This is a genomic window from Burkholderia sp. Bp9142 (genome assembly GCF_003853415.1).
Taxonomy (GTDB): domain Bacteria; phylum Pseudomonadota; class Gammaproteobacteria; order Burkholderiales; family Burkholderiaceae; genus Burkholderia.
In genome coordinates this window covers 80,384-105,340 of the sequence record NZ_QTPP01000022.1, presented here as the reverse complement: position 1 = coordinate 105,340, position 24,957 = coordinate 80,384, and the positions used below count along the sequence as shown (strand labels likewise).

23 protein-coding genes are annotated in these 24,957 nt (G+C 67.1%); 2 read left to right on the top strand and 21 right to left on the bottom strand.

Annotation, left to right across the window (positions count from 1 at the left end):
• Positions 1 to 15: 15 nt before the first annotated feature.
• The 11 genes from hflK to ndk form a co-directional block, all read right to left on the bottom strand.
• Positions 16 to 1,374 carry an FtsH protease activity modulator HflK gene (gene hflK, locus DIE22_RS23385; RefSeq protein WP_124606183.1) on the bottom strand — a complete coding sequence of 453 codons (1,359 nt, stop codon included), beginning with the start codon at positions 1,372 to 1,374 and terminating at the stop codon, positions 16 to 18.
• 47 nt (positions 1,375 to 1,421) lie between these two features.
• The gene (hflX, locus tag DIE22_RS23380) at positions 1,422 to 2,597 is read right to left on the bottom strand and encodes a GTPase HflX (protein ID WP_185640669.1); all 1,176 of its coding nucleotides are present in this window, start codon (positions 2,595 to 2,597) and stop codon (positions 1,422 to 1,424) included.
• Between the two features lie 72 nt (positions 2,598 to 2,669).
• Positions 2,670 to 2,909, bottom strand: a complete 240-nt coding sequence (gene hfq, locus DIE22_RS23375) for an RNA chaperone Hfq (RefSeq protein ID WP_006399927.1) — start codon at positions 2,907 to 2,909, stop codon at positions 2,670 to 2,672.
• 154 nt (positions 2,910 to 3,063) lie between these two features.
• Positions 3,064 to 4,401: a ribosome biogenesis GTPase Der gene (der, locus tag DIE22_RS23370; RefSeq protein ID WP_124498579.1), complete on the bottom strand. Its 1,338-nt coding sequence runs from the start codon at positions 4,399 to 4,401 to the stop codon at positions 3,064 to 3,066.
• Positions 4,402 to 4,646: 245 nt separating this feature from the next.
• Positions 4,647 to 5,792, bottom strand: a complete 1,146-nt coding sequence (bamB, locus tag DIE22_RS23360; protein WP_124498580.1) for an outer membrane protein assembly factor BamB — start codon at positions 5,790 to 5,792, stop codon at positions 4,647 to 4,649.
• A 40-nt stretch (positions 5,793 to 5,832) separates the two neighbouring features.
• Positions 5,833 to 6,462, bottom strand: coding sequence for a tetratricopeptide repeat protein (locus tag DIE22_RS23355; protein ID WP_124498581.1), 630 nt, complete (start codon positions 6,460 to 6,462; stop codon positions 5,833 to 5,835).
• A 55-nt stretch (positions 6,463 to 6,517) separates the two neighbouring features.
• Entirely contained in the window at positions 6,518 to 7,858 is a 1,341-nt protein-coding gene (gene hisS, locus DIE22_RS23350) for a histidine--tRNA ligase (RefSeq protein ID WP_124498582.1), read from the bottom strand.
• A gap of 21 nt (positions 7,859 to 7,879) precedes the next feature.
• Complete coding sequence (ispG, locus tag DIE22_RS23345; RefSeq protein WP_124606181.1) at positions 7,880 to 9,184, bottom strand: flavodoxin-dependent (E)-4-hydroxy-3-methylbut-2-enyl-diphosphate synthase; 1,305 nt, start codon at positions 9,182 to 9,184, stop codon at positions 7,880 to 7,882.
• 106 nt (positions 9,185 to 9,290) lie between these two features.
• On the bottom strand, positions 9,291 to 10,304 hold the full coding sequence (locus DIE22_RS23340; protein WP_124606180.1) for a helix-turn-helix domain-containing protein: 1,014 nt from the start codon (positions 10,302 to 10,304) through the stop codon (positions 9,291 to 9,293).
• 176 nt (positions 10,305 to 10,480) lie between these two features.
• Positions 10,481 to 11,620: a 23S rRNA (adenine(2503)-C(2))-methyltransferase RlmN gene (gene rlmN, locus DIE22_RS23335; protein ID WP_014896906.1), complete on the bottom strand. Its 1,140-nt coding sequence runs from the start codon at positions 11,618 to 11,620 to the stop codon at positions 10,481 to 10,483.
• A 55-nt stretch (positions 11,621 to 11,675) separates the two neighbouring features.
• Positions 11,676 to 12,101, bottom strand: a complete 426-nt coding sequence (gene ndk, locus DIE22_RS23330) for a nucleoside-diphosphate kinase (protein ID WP_047900843.1) — start codon at positions 12,099 to 12,101, stop codon at positions 11,676 to 11,678.
• Positions 12,102 to 12,351: 250 nt separating this feature from the next.
• Between ndk and DIE22_RS23325 the strand changes: the two genes are divergently transcribed.
• Positions 12,352 to 13,050 (top strand): Bax inhibitor-1/YccA family protein, encoded by a 699-nt coding sequence (locus DIE22_RS23325; RefSeq protein WP_006761414.1) that lies wholly within the window; start codon positions 12,352 to 12,354, stop codon positions 13,048 to 13,050.
• A 66-nt stretch (positions 13,051 to 13,116) separates the two neighbouring features.
• Here the strand turns inward: DIE22_RS23325 and rlmD are convergent, their stop codons facing one another.
• Positions 13,117 to 14,514 (bottom strand): 23S rRNA (uracil(1939)-C(5))-methyltransferase RlmD, encoded by a 1,398-nt coding sequence (gene rlmD / locus DIE22_RS23320; protein ID WP_124498585.1) that lies wholly within the window; start codon positions 14,512 to 14,514, stop codon positions 13,117 to 13,119.
• A 221-nt stretch (positions 14,515 to 14,735) separates the two neighbouring features.
• Here rlmD and DIE22_RS23315 point away from each other — a divergent pair, with 221 nt between their 5' ends.
• Complete coding sequence (locus DIE22_RS23315; protein WP_124498586.1) at positions 14,736 to 15,596, top strand: endonuclease/exonuclease/phosphatase family protein; 861 nt, start codon at positions 14,736 to 14,738, stop codon at positions 15,594 to 15,596.
• 27 nt (positions 15,597 to 15,623) lie between these two features.
• Here the strand turns inward: DIE22_RS23315 and DIE22_RS23310 are convergent, their stop codons facing one another.
• The 9 genes from DIE22_RS23310 to DIE22_RS23270 all read right to left on the bottom strand — a co-directional run bounded on the left by DIE22_RS23310 (position 15,624) and on the right by DIE22_RS23270 (position 24,941).
• The gene (locus tag DIE22_RS23310) at positions 15,624 to 16,400 is read right to left on the bottom strand and encodes a 3'-5' exonuclease (RefSeq protein ID WP_124606179.1); all 777 of its coding nucleotides are present in this window, start codon (positions 16,398 to 16,400) and stop codon (positions 15,624 to 15,626) included.
• 3 nt (positions 16,401 to 16,403) lie between these two features.
• On the bottom strand, positions 16,404 to 17,489 hold the full coding sequence (rpoS, locus tag DIE22_RS23305) for an RNA polymerase sigma factor RpoS (protein WP_124498587.1): 1,086 nt from the start codon (positions 17,487 to 17,489) through the stop codon (positions 16,404 to 16,406).
• Between the two features lie 11 nt (positions 17,490 to 17,500).
• Positions 17,501 to 18,382 (bottom strand): peptidoglycan DD-metalloendopeptidase family protein, encoded by an 882-nt coding sequence (locus DIE22_RS23300; RefSeq protein WP_124498588.1) that lies wholly within the window; start codon positions 18,380 to 18,382, stop codon positions 17,501 to 17,503.
• 5 nt (positions 18,383 to 18,387) lie between these two features.
• Complete coding sequence (locus DIE22_RS23295; protein ID WP_124498589.1) at positions 18,388 to 19,317, bottom strand: protein-L-isoaspartate(D-aspartate) O-methyltransferase; 930 nt, start codon at positions 19,315 to 19,317, stop codon at positions 18,388 to 18,390.
• Entirely contained in the window at positions 19,314 to 20,075 is a 762-nt protein-coding gene (gene surE, locus DIE22_RS23290; RefSeq protein WP_124498590.1) for a 5'/3'-nucleotidase SurE, read from the bottom strand. Before surE ends, DIE22_RS23295 begins: the two co-directional genes overlap by 4 nt.
• 208 nt (positions 20,076 to 20,283) lie before the next feature.
• Positions 20,284 to 21,489, bottom strand: a complete 1,206-nt coding sequence (locus tag DIE22_RS23285) for a CaiB/BaiF CoA-transferase family protein (protein ID WP_124498591.1) — start codon at positions 21,487 to 21,489, stop codon at positions 20,284 to 20,286.
• A 48-nt stretch (positions 21,490 to 21,537) separates the two neighbouring features.
• Complete coding sequence (gene recR, locus DIE22_RS23280) at positions 21,538 to 22,134, bottom strand: recombination mediator RecR (protein ID WP_044847271.1); 597 nt, start codon at positions 22,132 to 22,134, stop codon at positions 21,538 to 21,540.
• A 40-nt stretch (positions 22,135 to 22,174) separates the two neighbouring features.
• Positions 22,175 to 22,501: a YbaB/EbfC family nucleoid-associated protein gene (locus DIE22_RS23275; protein ID WP_006755698.1), complete on the bottom strand. Its 327-nt coding sequence runs from the start codon at positions 22,499 to 22,501 to the stop codon at positions 22,175 to 22,177.
• A gap of 94 nt (positions 22,502 to 22,595) precedes the next feature.
• Complete coding sequence (locus DIE22_RS23270; protein ID WP_124606178.1) at positions 22,596 to 24,941, bottom strand: DNA polymerase III subunit gamma/tau; 2,346 nt, start codon at positions 24,939 to 24,941, stop codon at positions 22,596 to 22,598.
• Positions 24,942 to 24,957: the final 16 nt, after the last annotated feature.

The following is a 24,957-nucleotide window of genomic DNA, read 5'->3' as shown; positions in this document are numbered from 1 at the left end:
GTTCTGCGCTCCCCGTTACTTCGTATCGTCTTCGCGCGAGCGGCTGCGGAACGCTTCGCGCGACCGCAGCACGTCGCTGCCCGGTGCGGGCGCCGCCGCGGCCGAAGCCGCGCTCGCCGGTGCACTCGCCGCGGCTGCGACAGGGGCCGACGCCGCGTCGGACGCGGATGCGCCGGCGGGCGTCGCGGCATTCGTGCCATTCACGGCGCCTTGTCGCCCCTGCTCGACGAGCTTGTCGAGCGGCAGGTACACGACGCTGTTGCCGCCCTTGTTGCCGACGAACACCTTCGTCGCGTTCGAATAGATTTCCTGCATCGTCTCGAGGTACATCCGCTCGCGGATCACCGCGGGCGCCTTCGAATACTGCGCATAGACCTGCTTGAACCGGTCGGCGTCGCCCTCGGCCTCCGTGACCACGCGATCGGCATATGCCTTCGCTTCGTCGACGAGTTTCGCGGCATCGCCCTGCGCCTTCGGCAGCAGGTTGTTCGCATAGGCCTGCGCGGCACGCTTGGCGGCCTCGCGGTCGTCGCGCGCCTTCGCGACTTCGGCGTACGCAGCCTGCGTCTGCTCGGGCGCGGCGACGCTCTGCATCGTGACGGCCGTGACCTCGAGCCCCGACCGGTAGCGGTCGAGATCGCGCTGGATCGCGGCGGACAACTGCCCGCGCAGCGCGTCGCGGTCCTGGTTCAGCATGTCGGCCGCGCTGCGCGTGCCGACGATCGCACGCACCGCGGCCTGGGCGGCCTGCGACACGCTGCGCTCGGGATCGACGCTGCGGAACAGGTAATCGGTCGCCGAACGAATCCGGTACTGGACGACGAAACGCACGTCGACGATGTCGGCATCGCGCGTCAGCATCGCCGCTTCCTTCACGTTCGCGAGACGCACGACGTTGTTGCGGCCGATCTCGATCGAACGGACCTGCGACGTGTCGACGATCTCGTGCGACGCGAACGGATACGGCGCACGCCAGTGCACACCCTGCCCGACCGTGCCGGACAGCTTGCCGAACTGCAGCACGACGCCCGTCTGGCCGTCCTGCACGACGAACAACCCGCTGCCCGTGTAGACCGCGACCAGCACGCCGATCACGATGCCGACGCCGACGCGCGCGGCCCGGCCGTTGTCGGGCCGGAAGCCGTTGCCGCCCTTGCCGCCGAACAGGCCGCTCAGACGCCGGTTGAAGTTGCGCCACATCTCGTCGAGATCGGGCGGACCGTCACCGTCGCCACCGGGCGGACGCTTCGATTCATTCGCACGCGGACGGGATCCGTCGTTGCCCTTGCCTTCGCCGCGTCCCCAGCGGGGATCGTTGATCGACAGCAAGGCGCGCATCCGCCGCCAGGTACTCCGCTCGTTGTATTCGTTCACCAGAGTTTGTTCACCAGATTAGACGCCGGCGAACCGGCCGGGACCGGTTAGCGCCCGTGTTCGGAAATCGTGTGGTCTTCGCGTGGTTCAGCGGGTGCGCCGTCGAGCGCGCCGTTGGGTAACGTCGCGCCGGAAAGATGTTCCGCGGAGGCGATCTCGGCGATGGCGGCACGCAACACGTCAAGACCCTGACCGGTGCGCGCGCTCAAAAAGACGCGCGAAATATTACCATACTCGTCCCGCTCGACCGCATCGCCGCGGGCCGCCAGCTCCGGCACGGCGTCGATCTTGTTGAAGACCAGCACCTGCCGGATCGTGTCCGCGCCGATCTCGTGCAGCACACCGTTCACCTGCTCGATCTGTTCGAGCCGCACCGCGCTCGACGCGTCGACCACGTGCAGCAGCAGATCCGCATGAATCGTTTCCTCGAGGGTCGCGCGAAACGCGGCAACCAGCTGGTGAGGCAGTTCGCGGATGAACCCGACCGTATCGGACACGACGATCTGGCCGGCCTCGTCGCCGAGGTACACGCGCCGAGACGTCGTATCGAGCGTCGCGAACAACTGGTCGGCCGCATAGGCCTGCGCTTTCGTCAGCGCGTTGAACAGCGTCGACTTGCCCGCGTTCGTATAGCCGACGAGCGACACCGACATCGTGCCGCTGCGCGCGCGCTGGCGACGCTGCGTGCTGTGCTGCCGGCGCAGCCGGTCGAGCCGCGACTTCAGCATCTTGATGCGCTCGCCGATCAGCCGGCGGTCGGTTTCGAGCTGGGTTTCGCCAGGGCCGCGCAGGCCGATACCACCCTTTTGCCGCTCCAGGTGGGTCCACGCGCGAATCAGGCGGGTCGACAGGTACTGCAGTTGCGCAAGCTCGACCTGCAGCTTGCCTTCATGGCTGCGGGCGCGCTGCGCAAAGATGTCGAGGATGAGGCTCGTGCGATCGACCACCCGCCTGTTAAGCGCTTGCTCCAGATTGCGTTGCTGGGCCGGTGCCAGTGCGTGGTTGAAGATGACGATTTCGACGTCGTGTGCGTCGCAGGCAAGCCGCAGTTCTTCGGCTTTGCCGCTGCCGATGAACATCTTGGCATCGGGACTGGCGCGACGACCGGTGAGGGTGACGGCGGGACGGGCCCCCGCACTGGAGGCGAGAAGACTGAGTTCTTCCAGACTGGCTTCGAAATCGGTCTTGCCGAAGTCGATGCCGACGAGCGCTGCGTTGATCAAATTATCGGATGTCAAGATAAGGCGGCTGGCATCGGTCGCTCGCGGCGACCGGATGCCGGCCGCTGCGATAGGTTAGGACGAGGCTTCCGCGTCCGGGTGGAAATTCACCGGGCGGGCCGGCACGACCGTCGAGATGGCGTGCTTGTAGACCATCTGGGTCACCGTATTACGGAGCAACACGACGTACTGGTCGAACGATTCGATGTTCCCTTGGAGCTTGATGCCGTTGACGAGATAGATCGAAACGGGAACGTGCTCTTTGCGCAGTGCGTTCAAAAACGGGTCTTGTAACAATTGCCCTTTGTTGCTCATGGCGTACTCCATCTTTTTTTGCAGGTTGATCTGGATTGGCGACGAAGAAAAAGAGATCCGGCGCCAATCGCTACACTATAGCTGATTTTGCCTGCCCCGCCCGGCAGCAGGCCATGCGGCCTACCCCTTGCCGGACGTGCGTGGCAGGCATGCTTCAGCCCTTGTCCGCGTACGGATTGTTCGACGAACGGAACTCTATGCGCAATGGAGTCCCGGTCAGGGAGAAAGTTTCGCGGAATCGGTTTTCGAGGTAGCGCTTGTACGTCTCGGTCACCGCGTCGAGCGCGTTGCCGTGGATGACGATCAGCGGCGGATTCTGGCCGCCCTGGTGCGCGTAGCGCAGCTTCGGACGCACCGGGCCGCGACGGCGCGGCTGCTGGAACTCGACGGCCTCGATCAGTGCGCGCGTGAGCTTCGGCGTCGGCAGTTTCGCCATCGCCGCCGTGTACGCGTCGTCGACCGAGCGCATCAGCGCGCCGATGCCCGTCTTCTTCGCGGCCGAAATGTAGTGCGATTTCGCGAAGTCGAGGAATTTCAGCTTGCGGGTCAAATCCGCTTTCGCGCGATCGCGTGCATGATCGTCGAGACCGTCCCACTTGTTGACGCCGATCACGAGCGCGCGGCCCTGTTCGACGACAAAGCCGGCGATGTGCGCGTCCTGGTCGGAAATATCCTGCTGCGCATCCAGCAGAAGAATGACGACGTTCGCGTCGGAGATCGACTGCAGCGTCTTCACGACCGAGAACTTCTCGATCGCCTCGAACACCTTGCCGCGACGCCGCAGGCCCGCGGTATCGATCAGCGTGTATTTCTTGCCGTTACGCTCGAAGTCGACATAGATCGAGTCGCGCGTGGTGCCCGGCATGTCGAACGCGATCACGCGATCCTCGCCGATCAGCGCGTTAACGAGCGTCGACTTGCCGACGTTCGGGCGGCCGACGATCGCGATCTTGATGCCGCGCGACGGATCGTCCTCGTCCGCTTCCTCGGGCTGGCCCGCGTACGCGACTTCCAGCGCCTCGTTGATCATGTCGGTCACGCCGTCGCCGTGCGCGGCCGAGATCGCGCGCGGATCGCCGAGCCCGAGCTCGTAGAAGTCCGTCGCGACCGCCGTGTATTTCATCCCCTCGGCCTTGTTGACGACCAGGAAGATGGGCCGGCCGGTCTTGCGCAGGTAGTCGGCGATCGACTTGTCCTGTGGCGCGAGCCCGTTACGGCCGTCGACGATGAACACGACGACGTCGGCTTCCTCGACGGCCTGCCGTGTCTGGCGTGCCATCTCGTGCAGGATGCCGTCCTTCGCGACGGGCTCGAAGCCGCCCGTATCGACGACCAGGTACGGACGCTCGCCGACGCGCCCTTCGCCGTAATGGCGATCGCGCGTCAGGCCCGGCAGGTCGGCGACCAGCGCATCGCGCGAGCGCGTGAGCCGGTTGAACAGCGTGGATTTCCCCACATTGGGGCGCCCAACGAGGGCAATGACCGGTTTCATCTGTGTTTTCTACGGTGATGCGCAGCAGCGGGAGGCCCGCTGCTGCGGGCGGCTGCGCTGAATGAAAATATCACGAATTCGCGCCGCGCCGGATGCGCGCCGGGCGCGCGTTGCGCGCCGTCGTCTTTCGTTGCGAACTGCCTTTCAAATACCGAGCGGCCGGGAGCGCCGGCCGCCTTCAAGTCGCGCGGCCGCGGCGCGCGGGACAAGCCCGCCGCGCCGCGGCCGCGCATGTTTCCTGCGCGTCAGCGCGGACGGAATCCGTACAGGCCGCCGTCCTTCGTCTGCACGACGAGCGTGTTGCCTGCGAGGACCGGCGCCGCCGTAATCGCGCTGCCGTCGGTCTTCATCCGGGCGATGAAGCTGCCGTCCTCGCGCGACAGGAAGTGCACGAAGCCCTTGTAATCGCCCATCACGACCGCGTGCCCGAGCAGGTACGGCACGCCGACGTCACGGCTCTTCAGCTTGTCGTTGCGCCAGAGCTGGTTGCCGCTCGCCGCGTCGTAGGCCGTCACGACCGACCAGTCGTCGCCGCCGGCGACGACCGAATCGTCCTGCGCGAGACCGCTGCGGCTCGAGAACGCCTTTTCCCACAGCGGACGGCCCGAGTTCGCGTCGAAGCAGCCGAGCTGACCCTGGAACGTGACCGCGCACGCTTGGGCACCCACGAGCGTCGGCGGACCGCTGACGTCGTTGATGCGCTCCACTTCGGTCACGCCCTTCGGGAACGACACGGGCGTCTGCCAGAACGGCTCGCCCGTCTGCAGGTTGATCGCGACGAGACCGCCGCCGGGGAAGCCCGCCAGCACGGCCGCATCGCCCGCGAACGTCATGCCGGCCGACACGCGCAGGTTCAGCGGCACCGCGCGGTTGCGGTAGTTCCACTTCTGCTCGCCCGTCTGCGCGTTGAACGCGATCACCTGGCCGTCGATCGTGCGCACGATCACGAGGCCGTTGCCGACCAGCGGCGGCGAGAAGATCTCGCCCTGCACGCTCGTCTTCCACAGCTGCTTGCCGTCGGGACCGAGCACGAACACGCCGCCCTTCAGCGCGCCGACCGCGGTCAGGTTGCCGTCGCTGCCGACCCCGGCCGACAGATCCGAACCGACCTTCGCGCGCCACAGCGTCTGGCCCGTCTTCGCGTCGATCTTCTCGACCGAACCGTTCTCGCCCGCCGCGTAGACGGCGTCGCCCACGGCCACCGGCGAGAACAGGTAGCGCCCGCCCTTGCCGACGCCCGCCTTCCAGACCTGTTGCACGTCCATGACGGGCTTGAACTCGGTGAGCGGCGTCGGCACGCGGCGCGCGTCCTTCGACGACGAGCAGGCCGCCAATGCCAGGACAGCCGCCGCGCAGGCTACGGGCACAGCGTAACGTTTCAGCAAATTCATCGGTTAGCGAAGCAGAGTTAAGAGGTTGAGGGGACCGGGATCAGCCGCCGAGCGCGTCGAGCTTGAACTGCACGAGCTGGCGCGCGGACTGGTCGTCCTGCGACAGGCCGTCGAGCGCGAGCTTGTACGCGGCGCGTGCGTCGTCGGTCTTGCCTTGCGCGGCGAGCAGGTCGCCGCGGCGATCGGCCACGAGGCCCTTGAATGCGTCGAGCGGCGTGCCGGACAGCAGCGCGAGGCCCGCGTCGTACGCCTTCTCGTCGAGCAGCAGCGACGCGAGACGCAGCCTCGCGATCTGCTTGTACTCGTCGTCCTTGGCGTGATCGACGGCCCATTGCAGCTGCGCCTTCGCGCCGGCGGCGTCGCCGGCCGCGTACAGCGTTTTCGCGGCCGACAGTGCGGTCATCTGCGCGTACGGCGTGCTGCCGAACTTGTCTTCCATGTCGGCGGCCGCACGGGCCATCGTCGCCTTGTCGTTCGCGGCGGCGGCCTTCTGGACCTGCTCGTACAACCCGGAAGCCTCGGCGGCCTGACGGCGCTGCCAGTAATTCCAGCCGTTGAAACCGGCCGCGACGACCAGCGCCGCGAGCACGATCCACGTGGTGAGGTTGCCCCAGCGGGCCCACCACGCCTTCAGACTTTCAATCGATTCTTGTTCGTCGTGATAACTCATCGGCGAGCGATTCCTTCCTTTTCAGGCTTTTCTTGTCGAGCGAATGCCAGCGCGATCAGTCGTCGCCGTCTTCGGCGGATGCAACCATCGCATTGATTAGGAATTCGGTCAAGCTTTCGACCGGTACGGTCTGCTGAACGTTCTTTTCCCCTTCCTCGCCCGCACCGCGCAGCGCTTTCACGCCCACCGTGCCGTTCGCGACCTCTTCTTCGCCGAAGATCACCGCGAACGCGGCGCCGCTTGCGTCGGCACGCTTCATCTGCGACTTGAAGCTTGCCGGCCCGCCGTCGGCGCTGCAGTGGAAAATCACATCGAGACCCGTATCGCGCAGACGCTCGGCCGCGATGAACGCCTGTTCGCGCGCCGTCTCGCCCTGGTGCACCACGTACACGTCGACACCTTCCTGCTCGGGCGCGAGATCGTCTTCCTTCAGCAGTTCGAGAATGCGCTCGATACCCATCGCCCAGCCGCATGCGGCGGTCGGCTTGCCACCGAGCTGCTCGATCAGCGGATCGTAGCGGCCGCCGGCCGCGACCGTGCCCTGCGCGCCGAGCTTGTCGGTCACCCACTCGAACACGGTCAGGTTGTAGTAGTCGAGACCACGCACGAGACGCGGGTTGATCTTGAACGGAATGTTGTTCGCGAGCAGCAGGCGCTGCAGCCCTTCGAAGTGCGCACGCGATTCGTCGCCGAGGAAGTCGATCAGCTTCGGCGCGTTTTGCGCGATTTCCTGCAGCGCGGGGTTCTTCGTGTCGAGCACGCGCAGCGGATTCGTATACAGGCGGCGCTTCGCGTCCTCGTCCAGTACGTCGGCGAACTGCTCCAGGTACTTGATCAGCTCGACGCGGTGCGCGGCACGCTCTTCGGCGAGGCCGAGCGAGTTGATCTCGAGCTTGATGCCGGTCAGACCGAGGTCGTCCCACAGGCGCTGGCACATCATGATGATCTCGGCATCCGCATCCGGGCCCGCGAAGCCGAGCGCCTCGACGCCGACCTGGTGGAACTGGCGGTAGCGGCCGCGCTGCGGACGCTCGTGACGGAACATCGGGCCGATGTACCACAGGCGCTTCGGGCCGTCGTACAGCATGTTGTGCTCGATCGACGCGCGCACGACGGCCGCGGTGTTTTCCGGGCGCATCGTCAGGTTCTCGCCGTTCAGCGCATCGGTGAAGCTGTACATCTCCTTCTCGACGATGTCCGTGACTTCGCCGATGCCGCGCGTGAAAAGCTGCGTGTGTTCGACGATCGGCGTGCGGATGTTCTGGTAGCCGTACGCGCGCAGCAGCGATTTCACGGTAGCTTCGAAGAACTCCCACAGGCCGGCATCCTGCGGGAGGATGTCGTTCATGCCCTTGACGCCGCTGAGCTTCTCGATCTTGCGTTTCTGTTCAGTCATCGTTCGTGTGTTTGGACGAATTTAGTTCAGGGCCTCGGTGCGGCCGTAATTGCGTGCGACGTAGTCGCTGACGATCTGCTGGAATTCCTCGGCGATCCGCTCGCCGCGCAGCGTCTTGACCTTCTCGCCGTCGATGAAGACGGGTGCGGCCGGGTTCTCGCCCGAGCCCGGCAGGCTGATGCCGATGTTCGCGTGCTTCGACTCGCCCGGGCCGTTGACGATGCAGCCCATCACCGCGACGTTCATCTTCTCGACGCCCGGATACGCCTTGCGCCAGACCGGCATCTGCTCGCGCAGGTAGGTCTGGATCTGCATCGCGAGTTCCTGGAACAGCGTGCTCGTCGTGCGGCCGCAGCCCGGGCACGCGATCACCATCGGCGCGAACGAGCGCAGGCCCATCGTCTGCAGGATTTCCTGGCCGACGATCACCTCGCCGGTGCGCGACGCGCCCGGTTCCGGCGTCAGCGAAATACGGATCGTGTCGCCGATCCCTTCCTGCAGCAGCACGCCGAGCGCGGCCGTCGACGCGACGATGCCCTTCGAGCCCATGCCGGCCTCGGTCAGGCCGAGGTGCAGCGCGAAGCCGCAGCGGCGGCCGAGTTCACGGTACACGGCGATCAGGTCCTGCACGCCGCTGACCTTGCACGACAGCACGATGCGGTCGCGGCCGAGGCCCAGCTCGACCGCGCGCTCGGCCGAACCGATCGCCGACTGGATCAGCGCTTCGTACATCACGCTCTGCGCATCCCACGGCTGCGAACGTGCGCCGTTCTCGTCCATCATGCGCGCGAGCAGGTCCTGGTCGAGGCTGCCCCAGTTCACGCCGATCCGCACCGCCTTGTCGTACTTGGCGGCCGCTTCGATCATCAGCGCGAACTGCGTGTCACGCTTCGCGCCCTGACCGACGTTGCCCGGGTTGATCCGGTACTTCGACAGCGACTCCGCGCAGCCCGGATAGTCGCGCAGCAGCAGGTGGCCGTTGTAGTGGAAATCGCCGACGAGCGGGACGGTCACGCCCATCCGGTCGAGTTGCTCGCGGACCGCCGGCACGGCGGCCGCGGCCTCCGGCGTGTTGACGGTGATACGCACCAGCTCGGAGCCCGCGTTCGCGAGTTCCTTGATCTGGATCGCCGTGCCGATCGCGTCGGCCGTGTCGGTATTCGTCATCGACTGCACGCGCACCGGCGCATCGCCGCCGATCGTGACGAGTTGCCCGCCCCAACGAACATCCACCGCATGCGACACGCGACGCGGCTGATGCCCGCCGAACACCGGCTCGGTTGAACAAATCTGACTGCTGCGTGGGGATTGAGCTTCGGATTGCATCGATAGATCCATTTACGCGGAATGCGCCGCGAAGCGGCGCATGAATTGAAAAAGCGCCGTGCCCTCGCGGCCTGCCCAGGACAGGCCTTCGCCACGGCGCTTGACGTCAGGGCAACGTGAACCGCGCCACGTTACCCCGCGCTGCCGAATATTTTGCCGGATCGACCGGTTTTCCGTCGAACGCGACGGAATCAAGGCCTGCCTTGTTGCCGATCGTAACCTTGAACGGCCCGTCGCCGGCGACCTGCTTCGTCTCGCCGGCCCGCACCAGCGCCGAGAACAGCTCCTTGCCGTTCTTGTCGCGCACGCTGAACCAGCAATCCTGCTTGACCTTCAGTTCGACCATCGACTGGCCTGCCGCCACCACGACGCTCGCGGGCTGGGCCGGCGCGGCCGCACCGCTCGCCGCTGCGGTTGCGACGACGGGTTGCGACGCAGGCGCTGCAGCGATCGGGGCAGGCGCCGGCACAGCCGACGCAACGGCCTGCGGCGCCACGGCGGATGCCGGAACCTGCGCCGGGGCGTCGTTGCCGGCTGCCGTCGACGCGCCGCCCGCGGCCGCTTCCTCGACGGAAGAAGCCGCCGGCGCGCTGGCCGCCGACGCATGCTCCGCGTCGCCGCCCTTGATACGTGCAAGCCAGCTCGACGAATCGCCGCCAGTGTGCCACATGAGCACCGCGATCACCGCGACGACGACGATCGCCGTCCCCCACAGCCACGGATGATGGCGCGACGAGCCGCCGAGCGGAATCGATACGCGGCCGCGCGGCAGATCCGTCCCCGACGACGCCGGCATCGACAGATCGACTTCCGGGACGCCGCGTTCGCGGCGCAACGCCTGCGCAAACGGCTCCGGATCGACGCCGAGCATCTTCGCGTAGCTGCGCACGACGCCGAGCGCGAACGTCACGCCAGGCAAATGGCTGATGTCGCCTGCCTCGAGCGCCCGCAGCTTCTGCGGGGCGACCTTGAGCCGCGCCGACACGTCGTCGACCGTCCAGCCCTTCGCTTCCCGGAGCTGCGCCAGCCGGCCGCCGACGGCCACCAGCGTTTCCAGTCCCGCCGGTGCCGGCTTCGCGGCATTCGTCTCTGCGCCGTTTGTCGGCTGCGGCTCACTCATCCTTGTCCTCGCGTCGATTCTTCTTCACTGGGGCGTCGCCGGCTCTTGCCGGTCGGCACCCGCAACTGTCCATACCATGCGCGGCGCCGAGGCGCCGCGACCGATCGCTATTCGCGTGTTGTACCGCCAAAAAATTCGGGCATCCGCGGCCAGGCCGCCCCGACTGGGCGTCCCCGTCAAACCGCCCGAACTTCGATGATTTTTGCTGCTGCGCCCGTTCGCTCCGCCAGGCGCGTGCGATCCTTCACGGCGCCGGCCAGTTGGCCACACGCGGCGTCGATGTCGTCGCCGCGCGTCTTGCGCACGGTCGTGACGACACCCGCGTCGATGAGGACCTGTGCAAAACGCTTGATCTGCTCCGGCTTCGAGCGGATGAGGCCCGATTCCGGAAACGGATTGAACGGGATCAGATTGAACTTGCAAGGCACGTCGCGCGTGACGGCCAGCAATTCGCGCGCATGCGCTTCGGTGTCGTTGACGCCGTCGAGCATGCAGTATTCGAAAGTAATGAAGTCGCGCGGTGCGACTTTCAGATAGCGCTGGCACGCGGCCATCAACTCGCGAAGCGGATGCTTCTTGTTGAGCGGCACCAGTTCGTCGCGCAGCGCATCGTTCGGCGCGTGCAGCGAAACGGCGAGCGCGACCGGCAATTCGGCGCCGAGGCGGTCCATCATCGGCACCACGCCGGACGTCGACAGCGTGACGCGGCGGCGCGACAGGCCGTACGCGTTGTCGTCGAGCATCAGCCGCATCGCGGGCACGACCGCGCTGTAGTTCAGCAGCGGCTCGCCCATGCCCATCATCACCACGTTGGTGACGACCCGTTCGGCCTTGCCGTTCGGACCGGGCGCGCGACCGAGCGACGCACGCAGTGCAAATTCGGCCATCCGGAGCTGGCCGATGATTTCGGCTGTCGACAGGTTGCGGGAGAAACCCTGCTTGCCCGTCGAGCAGAAGCGGCAGTTGACCGCACACCCGGCCTGCGACGACACGCACAGCGTGCCGCGCGTCTCTTCCGGGATGAACACGGTTTCGACCGCATTGCCGTTTCCGACGTCGATCAGCCACTTGCGCGTGCCGTCGGTGGAAACGTGATCGCTGACGATATCGGGCATCACGATCGACGCGCGGCCCTTGAGCTTTTCTCTCAGGGACTTCGCGAGATCGGTCATGCCGTCGAAATCGCCGGCGTTGTACTGGTGGATCCAGCGCTGCAATTGCTTGGCGCGGAACGGCTTCTCGCCGAGGCTGCCGCAGTACGCGACAAGACCCTCGGCATCGAAGTCGAGAAGATTGACGGAAGTTTCGCTCGTCATGATGTGCTGCCTTGCCGCGTGCGCTGAATCCTGCCTACTTGTTGCCAGCCAGGGCTTAGCGCGAGTAAACGTTCATTTCCGGGAAGAAGAACGCGACTTCGACCGCGGCCGTTTCGGCAGCGTCCGAGCCGTGCACGGCGTTCGCGTCGATGCTGTCGGCGAAGTCGGCGCGGATCGTGCCCTGTTCCGCCTTCTTCGGATCCGTCGCGCCCATCAGGTCGCGGTTCTTCAGGATCGCGCCTTCACCTTCCAGAACCTGGATCATCACCGGGCCCGAGATCATGAAATCGACGAGGTCCTTGAAGAACGGACGTGCTGCGTGAACTGCGTAGAACTTCTCTGCGTCCGCACGCGACAGGTGTGCCATGCGCGATGCGACGATCTTCAGGCCGGCGCCTTCGAAACGGCTGTAGATCTGGCCGATCACGTTCTTTGCCACCGCATCCGGCTTGATGATCGACAGGGTGCGCTCGATTGCCATAAAAACTCCAAGAAATTAAGAAGTTACAGGTTCAAATGAATCCGCTATTGTAGCACGATCCCGTGTATCATTGCGATTGAACCCTTACACGAGTGAAAGGTTCCGAATCCATATGTTTTTGCGCCGCCCGGCCATTGAAACCTCGCGGCGCGGAACGTATCTTAGCCATAGCTGCTCCGGTTTGCTGCGCCGCACACCGCGCGCGCCGAACCGGCCCCGGACGCCCACGCGTTCAATGTTAGGAGAAACCATGAACGACTATCCGTACAATTTCGGCCGCGGCGGTTCCGTCAGCACCGCCGAAGTTCGCAACCGCGTGCTGCGGAACACGTACTGGCTGCTCGCGCTATCGATGGTGCCGACCGTGTTGGGCGCCTGGGTCGGCGTCGCGACGGGCTTCTCGCTGTTCGCGGCCACGAGCCCGATGATGAGCCTGCTTGCCTTCTTCGCGATCGCGTTCGGCTTCATGTTCGCGATCGAGCGGACGAAAAACAGCGCGGCCGGCGTGTTCGTGCTGCTCGGCTTCACGTTCTTCATGGGCCTGATGCTGTCGCGCCTGCTGAGCTTCATCCTGGGCTTCTCGAACGGCCCGTCGCTGATCATGCTCGCGTTCGGCGGCACCGGCATCATCTTCGCCGCGATGGCGACGATCGCCACCGTCAGCAAGCGTGACTTCTCGGGGCTCGGCAAGTGGCTGTTCATGGGCGTGATCGTGATCCTGCTGGCCTCGGTCGCGAACATCTTCCTGCAACTGCCGGCGCTGATGCTCACAGTGTCGGTGCTCGCGATCGCGATCTTCTCGGCCTACATGCTGTTCGACGTCCAGCGCGTCGTGAACGGCGGCGAGACGAACTACATCTCGGCCACGCTCGCGATCTACCTCGACCTGTACAACGTGTTCACGAACCTGCTCGCGCTGCTCGGCATCTTCGGCGGCAACCGCAACTGACGTTCGCCGCACCCCATAAAAAAACCGGCCCGCGGGCCGGTTTTTTTACGTCCGCCGTCCGCCCGCTCAGTCGCGCTCGAACAGCGCGATCGATTCGACGTGCGACGTATTCGGGAACATGTTCACGACCCCGGCGCCCTTCAGGCGGTAGCCGGCCTCGTGCACGAGCAGGCCTGCATCGCGCGCGAGCGTCGACGGGTTGCACGACACGTAGACGATGCGCTTCGGCAGCGGGCCTTCGCCGCTCTGCGCGATTTCGGCCAGCGCCTTCGACACCGCGAGCGCGCCTTCGCGCGGCGGGTCGATCAGGAACTTGTCGAATGCGCCGAGCGCGCGGATGTCGTCGCCCGTCACTTCGAACAGGTTCCGGCACGCGAACGTCGTGTGGCCGTCGACGCCGTTCTCGCGCGCATTCGCCAGCGCGCGCGTCGTCAGCGTTTCGCTGCCTTCGATGCCCATCACCTCGCGCGACAGCCGCGCGAGCGGCAGCGTGAAGTTGCCGATCCCGCAGAACAGGTCGAGCACGCGATCATCGCGCGACGGCGCGAGCAGGCGCAGCGCGCGGCCGACCAGCACACGGTTGATCTGATGGTTGACCTGCGTGAAGTCGGTCGGCTTGAACGGCATGCGGATGCCGAACTCCGGCAGCGTGTAGTCGAGCGGCACGTCGAGCGGATAGAACGGCGTCACCGTGTCCGGACCCTTCGGCTGCAGCCAGAACTGCACCTTGTGCTCGTCCGCGAACGCGCGGAGCAGCGCTTCGTCGTCCGCATTGATCGGCTCCAGCACGCGCAGCACCAGCGCCGTGACTTGCGAACCGACCGCGAGTTCGATCTGCGGCATCCGGTCACGGATCGACAGCCCCTCGACCAGCCGGCGCAACGGCACGAGCATCGCCGATACGTGCGGCGGCAGCACTTCGCAGCTCGTCATGTCGGCGACATAGCTGCTCTTCTTTTCGTGGAACCCGACCAGCACGCCGCCCTTCTTCGCGACGTTGCGCACGGTCAGGCGCGCGCGATAACGGTAGCCCCATGACGGGCCATGGATCGGCGCGAACATCGTCTCGGCGCGCAGCTTCGACAGGTGCCACAGGTTGTCCTCGAGCACGCGCTGCTTGATCGCCACTTGCGCGCGCATGTCGAGGTGCTGCATCGAGCAACCGCCGCAGGTGCCGAAGAACTTGCATTTCGGCTGCGTGCGCAGCACGCTCGGGCGCAGAATGTCGACAACGGTCGCCTGCTCGTAGCTCGGCTTGCGACGGTAGCTCGAATAGGTCACGCGCTCGCCGGGCAGCGCGCCCTCGACAAAGATGACCTTGCCCGGCGTGCCGTCCTCGGTCGCCGTGCGGCCGACACCGCGCGCTTCCATGTCGAGCGATTCGATCTCGAGAACCGGGGCAGGCCCGGGCGCGACGGGCGCGTTTTTCGATTTGCGCGCAGAAGTGGGGACGGCTTCGGACACCAGCTTTTCCTGACAAAACGTTGAAGAAGGCGAGATTGTAGACGACGAAAGCCCGCATCGCCCGCTTTCGTGGCGCAAGCGTCGACGCTGACGCATCGATCGCGCCACGTGATGCACGAACGGCCTGCCGGCATGCGAGCCGGCCGCCCGCCGCCGGCCCGCATGCGCGACACCTCGCCAGCCAACCGGCCATACACATTCTGCTCGCAGGAGACTCGACCATGCGACTGATCGACTGGAACATTCAATGGGGTCGGGACGCGGACGGCGTCGTCGACCTCCCGCGCACCATCGCCGCCGCCCGCCGGCTCGGCGACTTCGACGTGCTGTGCCTGCAGGAAGTCACGCGCGGCTTCGGCGCCCTGCCCGGCCAGCCGGGCCCCGACCAGTTCGCCGAGCTGGCGGCGTTGCTGCCCGGCTATACGATCGTCGACGCGATCGGCGCCGACCTGCCGGCGCTCGAACCCGGCGCGCCGCGCCGCCAGTTCGGCAATGCGATCGCGACGCGGCTGCCGGTCGGGCGCGTGCTGCGCCAGCTGCTGCCCTGGCCGGCCGACCCCGGCGCGCCGTCGATGCCGCGCGTCGCGCTGGATGTCGAGCTGGCGACGCCGTCAGGCCCGCTGCGGGTCGTCACGACACACCTCGAATACTACTCGGCGCGCCAGCGACTCGCGCAGGTCGATGCGTTGCGCGCCCGGCACCGCGAGGCCTGCGCGCACGCGGACCGGCCCGCGCCGGCGGAGAATGCCGCGGGGCCGTTCGCGTCGACCGGCCAGCCGCGCGATGCGATCGTCTGCGGCGACTTCAACAGCGCGTTCGACAGCGATGCCTACCGGCGCCTGCTCGAACCGATCGCCGACGCGCCGCCGTTCATCGATGCGTGGGTCGCCCGGCACCCGGGCCGCACGCCGCCGCCGACGGCCGGCGTCTACGACACGGTGCAATGGTCGGAGGGGCCGCTCGCGTGCGATTTCGTGTTCGTGACCGATACGCTGCTGCCGCGCGTCACGCGCTGCGAGATCGACGGCGACGTACGCGCGTCGGATCATCAGCCGGTCGTGCTCGAACTCGATCGAGATTGATTGCGGCCGCGACGCGGGCCGCCCGCGTCACACGTCGAAACCGGCCAGGTATTCGGCCCAATGCGACGCGGGCTCCTGCGCAAGCGCGTTCTTCACGAGCAGGATCTCGTCCGCATATTCGCTCGGCGTCAGGCCGCCGCGCATCAGCTGGAACCGGCAATAGAGCAGATACGTGTTGACGACGTCGGTCTCGCAGTAGTTGCGGATTTCCTCGATCCGCCCGTCCCGGAACGCCGGCCACACCTGGCTGCCGTCCATCCCGAGCTTGCCCGGAAAGCCGCACAGCTTCGCCAGCGCGTCGAGCGGCGCATTCGCGCGTGCCTGATACATCGCGAGCACGTCCATCAGATCGGTATGCCGCGAGTGATAGCGCGAGATGTAGTTGTTCCACTTGAAGTCGCGGTCGTCCTCGCCCAGATCCCAGTAGCGCGTCGCGGGGATCCCGTGCACGAGCGCACGGTAATGGAGCACCGGCAGATCGAAACCGCCACCGTTCCACGACACGAGCTGCGGCGTGTATTTCTCGATCACGCGGTAGAACGACTGGACCAGCGTCGCCTCGTTGTCCTGGGGCGTCCCCAGGGAGCGCACGCGAAAACCGTTGTTGTCGCGGAACACGCAGGAGATCGCCGCGATGCGCTGCAGATGATGCGGCAGGAAATCGCTGCCGGTCTTCTCGCGGCGCGCGGCGAACGCATGTTCGGCCACCGCGGCATCGTCGAGCGTCGCAGGCAGGTCTTCCAGACGGCGAATGCCGTCGACATCGGGAATGGTCTCGATGTCAAAAACGAGAATCGGAGTCATCGGTTACAGAACGGCGTCCTTGCGCACGCCATTGGAGGCGAAGAACCGCTTGAGGCGCACCAGCGCTTCCTGCTGGATCTGCCGCACGCGCTCGCGCGTGAGCCCCATCTCGTCGGCCAGCTCCTCGAGCGTGGCCGGTTCGATGTGGTTCAGGCCGAAGCGGCGCTCGATCACGTGCCGGTGCTTGTCGGACAGCCGCGACAGCCACGCGCGCGTGAGCGTCTCGAGCTCGCGGTGCTGCACCTCGGCATCGGGCGACTGGCTCTGGTCGTCGGGCAGCAGGTCGAGCAGGCTGCTCGCGGGATCGAGGTCGAGCGGCGCGTCGAGCGACGCGGTGTGCTCGTTGAGCGCGAGGATGTCGGTGACTTCCTCGGCGGTCTTGCCGGTGAGATAGGCGATGTCGTCGATGCTGGCTTCGCGGCGCTCGGCCGCCTCACCCGTCGACATCGAATTCTTTTCGAGGTGGCGCTTCGCGCGCAGCACCTGGTTCAGTTCGCGGATCACGTGCACGGGCAGGCGCACGGTGCGGGCCTGGTTCATGATCGCCCGCTCGATGCTCTGGCGGATCCACCACGTCGCATAGGTCGAGAAGCGAAAACCGCGCGTCGGGTCGAATTTCTCGATCGCGTGCATCAGGCCGAGGTTGCCTTCCTCGATCAGGTCGAGCAGCGGCACGCCGCGGTTCAGGTAACCCTTCGCGATGCTGACGACGAGACGCAGGTTGCGTTCGATCATCACCTGCCGCGCCTCGAATTCGCCGGCCTTCGCAAGACGGGAATAGCGCTGCTCCTCCTCGACGGTCAGGAGCGGCTTCACGCTGATGCGGTTCAGGTAATGCTGGATCGTGTCGGCCGTGAGTTCGGCCTGCAGCAATGCGCGGAAATCGTCGACGTCGGGCGCGGCTTCCGCCCGGCCTTCGCGCTCCTCCTCGCCGTCCGCTTCGGCGTCGCGTGCCTCGAGGTCACGTTCGTTGTCCGCGACGTCGTCTTCGTCGTCCGTCGAAGCGCCAGCTCGCTCCACCGATGCTTGCGTGGCACGACTGATCTTCTCAGACTCGGCTTGCGGCTCGTGGCGCTTCGATTTCGGCATGGTCGTCTCGGTTATTGAGGCGGCAAATACTTCAGCGGATCGACAGGTTTACCCTGCCGGCGAACCTCGAAATGCAGCATCACGCGGTCGGCATCGCTGTTACCCATCTCGGCGATCTTCTGCCCCTTCGTTACCGCGTCCCCCTCTTTTACCATCAAAGCGCGATTGTGTGCATACGCCGTGAGGTAAGTTGCATCGTGTTTGATGATAATGAGGTTGCCGTAGCCGCGCAGGCCATTGCCGGAGTAGACGACACGGCCGTCTGCCGCCGCCTTCACGGCTTCACCGGACGTGCCGCCGATATTGACGCCCTTGTTCTTCGCGTCGTCGAAACCGTTCAGCAACGGGCCGCGCACGGGCCATGCAAACGTCACGGGGCCGCTCGGCGCGGCAGCCGTATCGCTCGATGCGGCGGCAGCCGGCGGCGTGATCGCGGACGACGAGCCGGCGGCCGGCGTCGCGGGGCCGCTGCTGAGCGGTGCGGTCGCGACGGCGGCGCCGGCGATCGGCGCGGCAGCCGGCGAGCCGGCAACCGCGGCGCCGCCCGGCGGCGCGACACGCAGCAGTTGGTCGACTTCGATCTGGTTCGCGTTCGCCAGGTTGTTCCACGCGGCGATGTCGCGATAGTTCTGCCCGTTCTCGAGTGCGATCCGGTACAGCGTGTCACCCGGTTTCACACGGTAGAAGCCGGGCGGCGGCGGGCCGAGCGGCACCGCCGGCTGCGCGGCAGCGGTCGTGCCGAGCGATCCGGAGCGGTCGACGACGGGCGCGTTGTCGAGCCGCGTCGCACAGGCGGCCAGCAGCGTGGAAAACGCAGCCACACAGATCGCGCGCTGGGCGAACGTGAGCGGTTCCCTGGTTCGGTTGTTTTGCATCGCGCGCAACATACTCATCGGTTTCAAATCACTCCGGATTTTAAAGGGACAAAGAAAACGCGATCAAGCCGCGACTCTCGCCATTGCGTCTGCGCGACGCGCTCGACAAGCGTGAGCACCTGGTGCTGCCCGCTCTGCGCGCCGACCGGCGCGACGAGCCGCCCGCCGATCGCGAGCTGCTCGAGCAGCGCCTGCGGCACGTCGAGCCCCGCCGCCGCGATCACGATCGCGTCGAACGGAGCCGCGGAAGGCAGGCCGACCCGCCCGTCGCCGTAATGCAGACGGATGTTCGGCACGCGCAGCGGCCGCAGGTTCAGCTTTGCGCGCTCATAGAGCGGCTTGATGCGTTCAATCGAATACACGTCGCGTGCCACGTGACTCAGCACCGCGGCCTGGTAGCCGCAACCGGTGCCGATCTCGAGGACGCGATCGAGCGTGCGGCCGGCCATCGCGAGCTCGATCATGCGCGCGACGACCGACGGCTTTGAGATCGTTTGCTGGTGGCCGATCGGCAACGCGGAATCCTCATAGGCCTGCGTCGCGAGCCCCGGATCCACGAACATGTGGCGCGGCACCGCGGCCATCGCATCCAGCACGCGCGCGTCGGTCACGCCGTTCGCACGCAGGCGTTCGACCATGCGCTCGCGCACGCGTTCCGACGTCAGCGCGAACGCGCCGGCCGGCGCGATGCTCGGCGCGGCCGGCTTCGGCAGCGCGGGCTTCAGCACCGTCGGCTTCGGTGCGGTCGCAGGCTTCGTGGCGACCGTGCCGGGCAGCGCGCGGGCGGCGCCGGTCTTCACCGCCACCGGCTTGGGCACGGCGGCGGGCTTGTCGACGGCCTTCGGCACACCGATCGCCGCATGGCGTTCGCCGGCCCGGCCCTCCGATTTGCGTGGCGCTCGCTTGAGATCTTCGAGCGCGAGCGGGAACCGCTTCGCGCGCTCGCCGCTCATGAAGCCCGCCCTCCTGCGCGCGCCCATTCGCGCGTTGCAGGCAGCATTTGTGTATGCGTGAGATCGAGCTGCAGCGGCGTGATCGACACGAAACCGTTTGCGACGGCATGGAAATCGGTGCCTTCGCTCGCGTCCAGCGCCGCACCCGCGGCACCGATCCAATAGACCGGCTCGCCGCGCGGGTCGGTCTGGCGAATCACCGGCTGGGACGGGTGACGCTTGCCGAGGCGCGTGACCTTCCAGCCTTTCAGTTCGCCGTACGGCAGATTCGGAATATTGACGTTCAGCAGCGGCTGACCGGGCAGCGGATGCGCGAGGTAATGCTCGACGATTTCCGCGGCGACGCGCGCGGCGTCCGTCAGATGCGCCCAGCCCTTGTCGGCCAGCGAGAACGCGATGGCCGGCACGCCGAACATGATGCCTTCGGTGGCGGCCGCAACTGTCCCTGAATAGAGCGTGTCTTCGCCCATGTTCTGGCCGTTGTTGATCCCCGACACGACGAGGTCCGGCCGCTCGTCGGCCATCCCCGTCAACGCGACGTGCACCGAATCGGTCGGCGTACCGTTCACGTAGAAGAAACCCGTATTCGTCGCACGCTGCACCGACAGCGGCCGCGACAGCGTCAGGGAATTCGATGCGCCGCTGCAGTTCTGCTCGGGCGCGATCACCGTGAGGTCGGCCAGCGGCTGCAGCGCGTCGCTGAGCGCGGCGAGACCGGGGGCGAGATAGCCGTCGTCGTTGCTGAGTAGGATTCGCATCCGGCGATTGTAACCGAGGAAAGATGGCGCGAGAGCGACAGTCCGGCGGCGGCTGGCTCCCCCCGCGCACGACGCGTGTGCGGTGCGCCGCCGCATTGCGCGGCGGCGTTCCGCTCGTTCGAGGAAACACCGGGCCGCCTGCAGTTTTCCGCCTTGGAGGAAGTCCCCTCGGGGGGAGCCCGGCGCACAGCGCCAGGTTTCGTGGCGCTCAGATCGCGCCGGCCTCGCGCAGCGCGGCGATTGCCTGCGCGTCGTAGCCGAGGCCGCGCAGCACCTCGTCCGTATGCTCGCCGAGTTCGGGCCCGAGCCAGCGCGTTTCGCCCGGCGTGCCGGACAGCTTCGGCGTGATGTTCGGCAGCGGAATGTCGGTGCCGTCGGCCAGTTTGAAATGCTGGATCATCTGGCGCGCGACGAACTGCGGATCGGTGAACATGTCGGCGGCACTATAGATGCGCCCGGCCGGCACGTCGGCCGCGTTGAGCACGGCCAGCGCGTCGTCGATCGTGCGCGGCGCGAGCCACGCTGCGATCGCGTCGTCGATCTCCTGCGTGCGCGGCACGCGGCCGTCGTTCCGTGCGAGTGCAGGATCGTCGGCGAGGTCGTCGCGCTCGATCGCCTTCATCAGCCGCTTGAAGATCGGATCGCTGTTGCCGCCGATCACGATGCTGCCGTCGCGGCACGCGTAGGTATTCGACGGCACGATGCCCGGCAGCGACGCGCCGGTGCGCTCGCGCACCATCCCGTACACGCCGTACTCGGGCACCACGCTTTCCATCATGTTGAACACCGCTTCATACAGTGCAACGTCGACCACCTGCCCCGCGCCGCCGTTCACCTTGCGATGGTGGAGCGCCATCAGCGCGCCGATCACGCCGTGCAGCGCGGCGATCGAGTCGCCGATCGAGATGCCGATGCGCGGCGGCGGCAGGTCCGGATAGCCGGTGATGTGACGCAATCCGCCCATCGATTCGGCGATCGCGCCGAAGCCGGGCCGGTCGCGGTACGGGCCCGTCTGCCCGTAGCCGGACAGGCGCACCATCACGAGGCCCGGGTTGTCGGCCGACAGCACGTCGTAGCCGAGCCCGAGCTTCTCGAGCAGGCCCGGGCGGAAGTTTTCGATCACGATGTCGGCCTCGCGCGCGAGCTGCCGCGCGATCGCCTTGCCGCCATCGGATTTCAGGTTGAGGGTGACCGATTTCTTGTTGCGCGCCTGGACCGACCACCACAGCGACGTGCCGCCCTGCTCCGGATGCAGCTTGCGCCACTTGCGCAGCGGGTCGCCGCCGTTCGGATCCTCGATCTTGATCACTTCCGCGCCGAATTCGGCAAAGAGGCGCGACGCGAACGGCCCCGCGATCAGCGTCCCGAATTCGAGCACTTTGACGCCCGCGAGCGGGCCCTGGCTGGTGCTCATGTGTCTCCCTGGCATGAGGAACGGCGCCGCCGGCCGGCGGCGCCCGGCTTACATCGTGCGGCGGTCGAGCATCGCGCGGGCGATGGTGCCCGCGTCGACGTATTCGAGCTCGCCGCCCACCGGCACGCCGCGCGCGAGGCGCGTGACCGCGAGCCCGCGCGCCTTCAGCGTCTGGCCGAGATAGTGCGCGGTGGCTTCGCCCTCGTTCGTGAAGTTGGTCGCGAGCACGACCTCCTTGACGACGCCGTCGGACGCGCGCCGCACGAGGCGGTCGAAATGGATTTCCTTCGGGCCGATCCCGTCGAGCGGGCTCAGCCGCCCCATCAGCACGAAATACAGCCCGCGGTACGTCATCGTCTGCTCGAGCATGATCTGGTCGGCCGGCGTCTCGACGACGCACAGCAACGTCGGATCACGCTCCTCGTCGCTGCACACCTCGCAGATCTGCGCTTCCGTGAACGTGTTGCACTTCTCGCAGTGCTGCAGGTGCTCGGTCGCGAACAGCAGCGACCGGCCGAGCCGCTCCGCGCCCTCCCGATCGTGCTGCATCAGGTGGTACGCCATGCGCTGCGCGGATTTCGGCCCGACACCGGGCAATACGCGCAGCGCCTCGACGAGCGCGGACAGGGCAGACGGCTGTTTCATACGGCGGCTGAAGGCTGAACGGGCTGCACGGACGCTGCGCTCAGAACGGCAGCTTGAAGCCCGGGGGCAGCGGCAGGCCCGACGTCATGCCGCTCATCTTCTCCTGTGACGTTGCTTCGGCCTTGCGCACGGCATCGTTGAACGCGGCCGCGACCAGATCCTCGAGCATGTCCTTGTCGTCCGCGAGCAGGCTCGGGTCGATCGCCACGCGACGCACTTCGTTGCGGCAGGTCATCGTCACCTTGACGAGGCCGGCGCCCGACTGCCCTTCGACTTCGATCTGCGCAAGCTGCTCCTGCATCTTCTTCATGTTTTCCTGCATTTGCTGCGCTTGCTTCATCAGTCCGGCGAGGTTGCCTTTCAACATGGAAATACTCCTTCTTGATCGTGTGAAAACCGGCACGCGGCGCGTGCCGGTCAATGTGTGCGGGCGTGATTGTGCCTGTCGCGGTGCGATTCGTTCAATGCAGCGTCGGCGGCGTGCCGTCCGGCGCCGAATCGGCGAGCGGCCGCACCGAGCCTTCGACGATACGCGCGCCGAAATCACGCACGAGCTGCTGGACGAACGGATCGCCATGGATGTCCTGCTCCGCCTCGCGCTGGCGTGCCGCGCGTGCGGCCGCATCGAGCGCCGCCGCGGTGCGCCGCGCGGGCCCGACCTCGACCGCGACCTCGACAGGCTTGCCGAGCGCGTCGGCCAGCGCGGCCTTCAGCTTCGCGACCTGGGCGGCATCCGCATACTGCGGCACCGGCACGGACAGTTTCAACGTCGTCGCGTCGACAGCCGTCAGCTCGCTATTGAACGCAAGCTGATACGCGACGCCCTTCAGCGGCAACCGCGCGGCCAGCGCCGGCCATTCGCCGTCGAAGCCGACCGGGTCGAGCGCGATCGCCGGCGGCAGCGGGCGCGTGTCGACCGGTGCGGACGGACGGACCTCCGCCGGCTTCGGCGCAATGCGCAGATCGTCCGGGCCGCTGTCGAATACCGGGACGAAGCCGTCGTCGGCCCCGCCGCCGAACATCTCGTCGGCGCTGAGCGGCACGTATTCGTCCGGCGGAATGTCTTCCCACGGCGGCGGCGCCTGGCGCGTGTCGGCAGCCTGCGGCGCGCGGGCCGCCGCACGCGGCGTCGGCACCTGCACGGCAGGGCGCGACGGCGCCGGTTTCTCGGCGGCCGGCCGGGCCTCCGCCGGCTTCGGCGCGGCGCCCGCCCGCGAGCGGTCGGAGGACACGCGCATGCCGGCATTGCGCAGCACGTCGAGTGCGGCAGCGGCACCACCGCGGGCCGACGGACGCGCGGCAGGCTCGGCCGGCACGGCTCGCGGCGGCGGTTCGGCTGGCGTTGCAGACGCGTCGTTGCGCTTGGCGGCAGCAGGCGGTTCAGGTTCGTTGCGGACGGCTGGCGGCGCATCGCTCGCCGGTGCCGCCCGAGGTGCCGGGTTCGCTTGCGGCTGCGGTGCGGCCGGCACGTCGGCCGCAGCCGCTGCCGGTGTCGCAGCAGGCTTCACGGCGGGCGAAGTCGCCGCATCGCCGGACTGGGCCGGCGACGGACGTGCAGCGGGCGCGACCGGTGCGGCAGCTTGCGGGCGGGCGGCCTCCGCGGCAGTTGCCGGGGCGGGTGGCTTGAGCGCCGCGGCCGACGCAGCAGCGGCCGCACGCGGCGCAGGTGCGGGTACGGCACGCGGCACGGCCGGCTGACCGCCCGGCGCACTGCCGGCGCCGACGGCCGGCTCGAACGCGAGCATCCGCAGCAGCGTCATCGTGAAGCCGGCGTATTCGTCCGGCGCAAGGCCGAGCTCCGCACGTCCGACTGTCGCGATCTGATAGAACAGCTGCACCTGCTCGGGGCTCAGCGTCTGCGCGAAGCGGCGCAGGTCGGCCGCTTCCGGCCATTCGTCGAGCACCGAGCCCGGCGCGAACTGCGCCCATGCGATCCGGTGCAGCAGGCTCGCGAGATCCTGCAGCGCGGTGGAAAAGGACAGGCTGCGCAGCGACATCTCGTCGGCGATCGCGAGGATCTCCGGGCCGTCGCCGGCCGCGAGCGCTTCGAGCAGGCGCACCATGTAGGTCTGGTCGAGTGCGCCGAGCATGCCCGACACCGCCGATTCGGTCACTTCGTTCGCCGAATAGGCGATCGCCTGGTCGGTCAGCGACAGCGCATCGCGCATGCTGCCCTGCGCGGCGCGCGCGAGCAGGCGCAGCGCCTGCTGCTCGAACGAGATCCGCTCTTCGCCGAGGATCCGTTCGAGATGCGACACGATGTGCCCGGCCGGCATCTGCTTCAGGTTGAACTGCAGGCAGCGCGACAGCACGGTGACGGGAATCTTCTGCGGATCGGTCGTCGCGAGGATGAACTTGACGTGCGGCGGCGGCTCCTCGAGCGTCTTCAGCATCGCGTTGAACGCGTGGTTCGTCAGCATGTGCACTTCGTCGATCATGTAGACCTTGAAGCGCGCATCGACGGGCGCGTATACCGCGCGCTCGAGCAGCGCGGCCATCTCGTCGACGCCGCGGTTGCTCGCCGCATCCATCTCGACGTAGTCGACGAAGCGGCCTTCGTCGATCTCGCGGCACGCGCGGCACACGCCGCACGGCTGCGACGTGACGCCGGTTTCACAGTTGAGCGCCTTCGCGAAGATCCGCGACAGCGTCGTCTTGCCGACGCCGCGGGTTCCGGTAAACAGATAGGCGTGATGGAGACGCCCGCCGTCGAGCGCGTGCGTGAGCGCCCTGACGACGTGCTCCTGGCCGACGAGCGAAGCGAAATCCTTCGGACGCCACTTGCGTGCGAGAACTTGATAGGTCATCGGGAAATTGTATCAG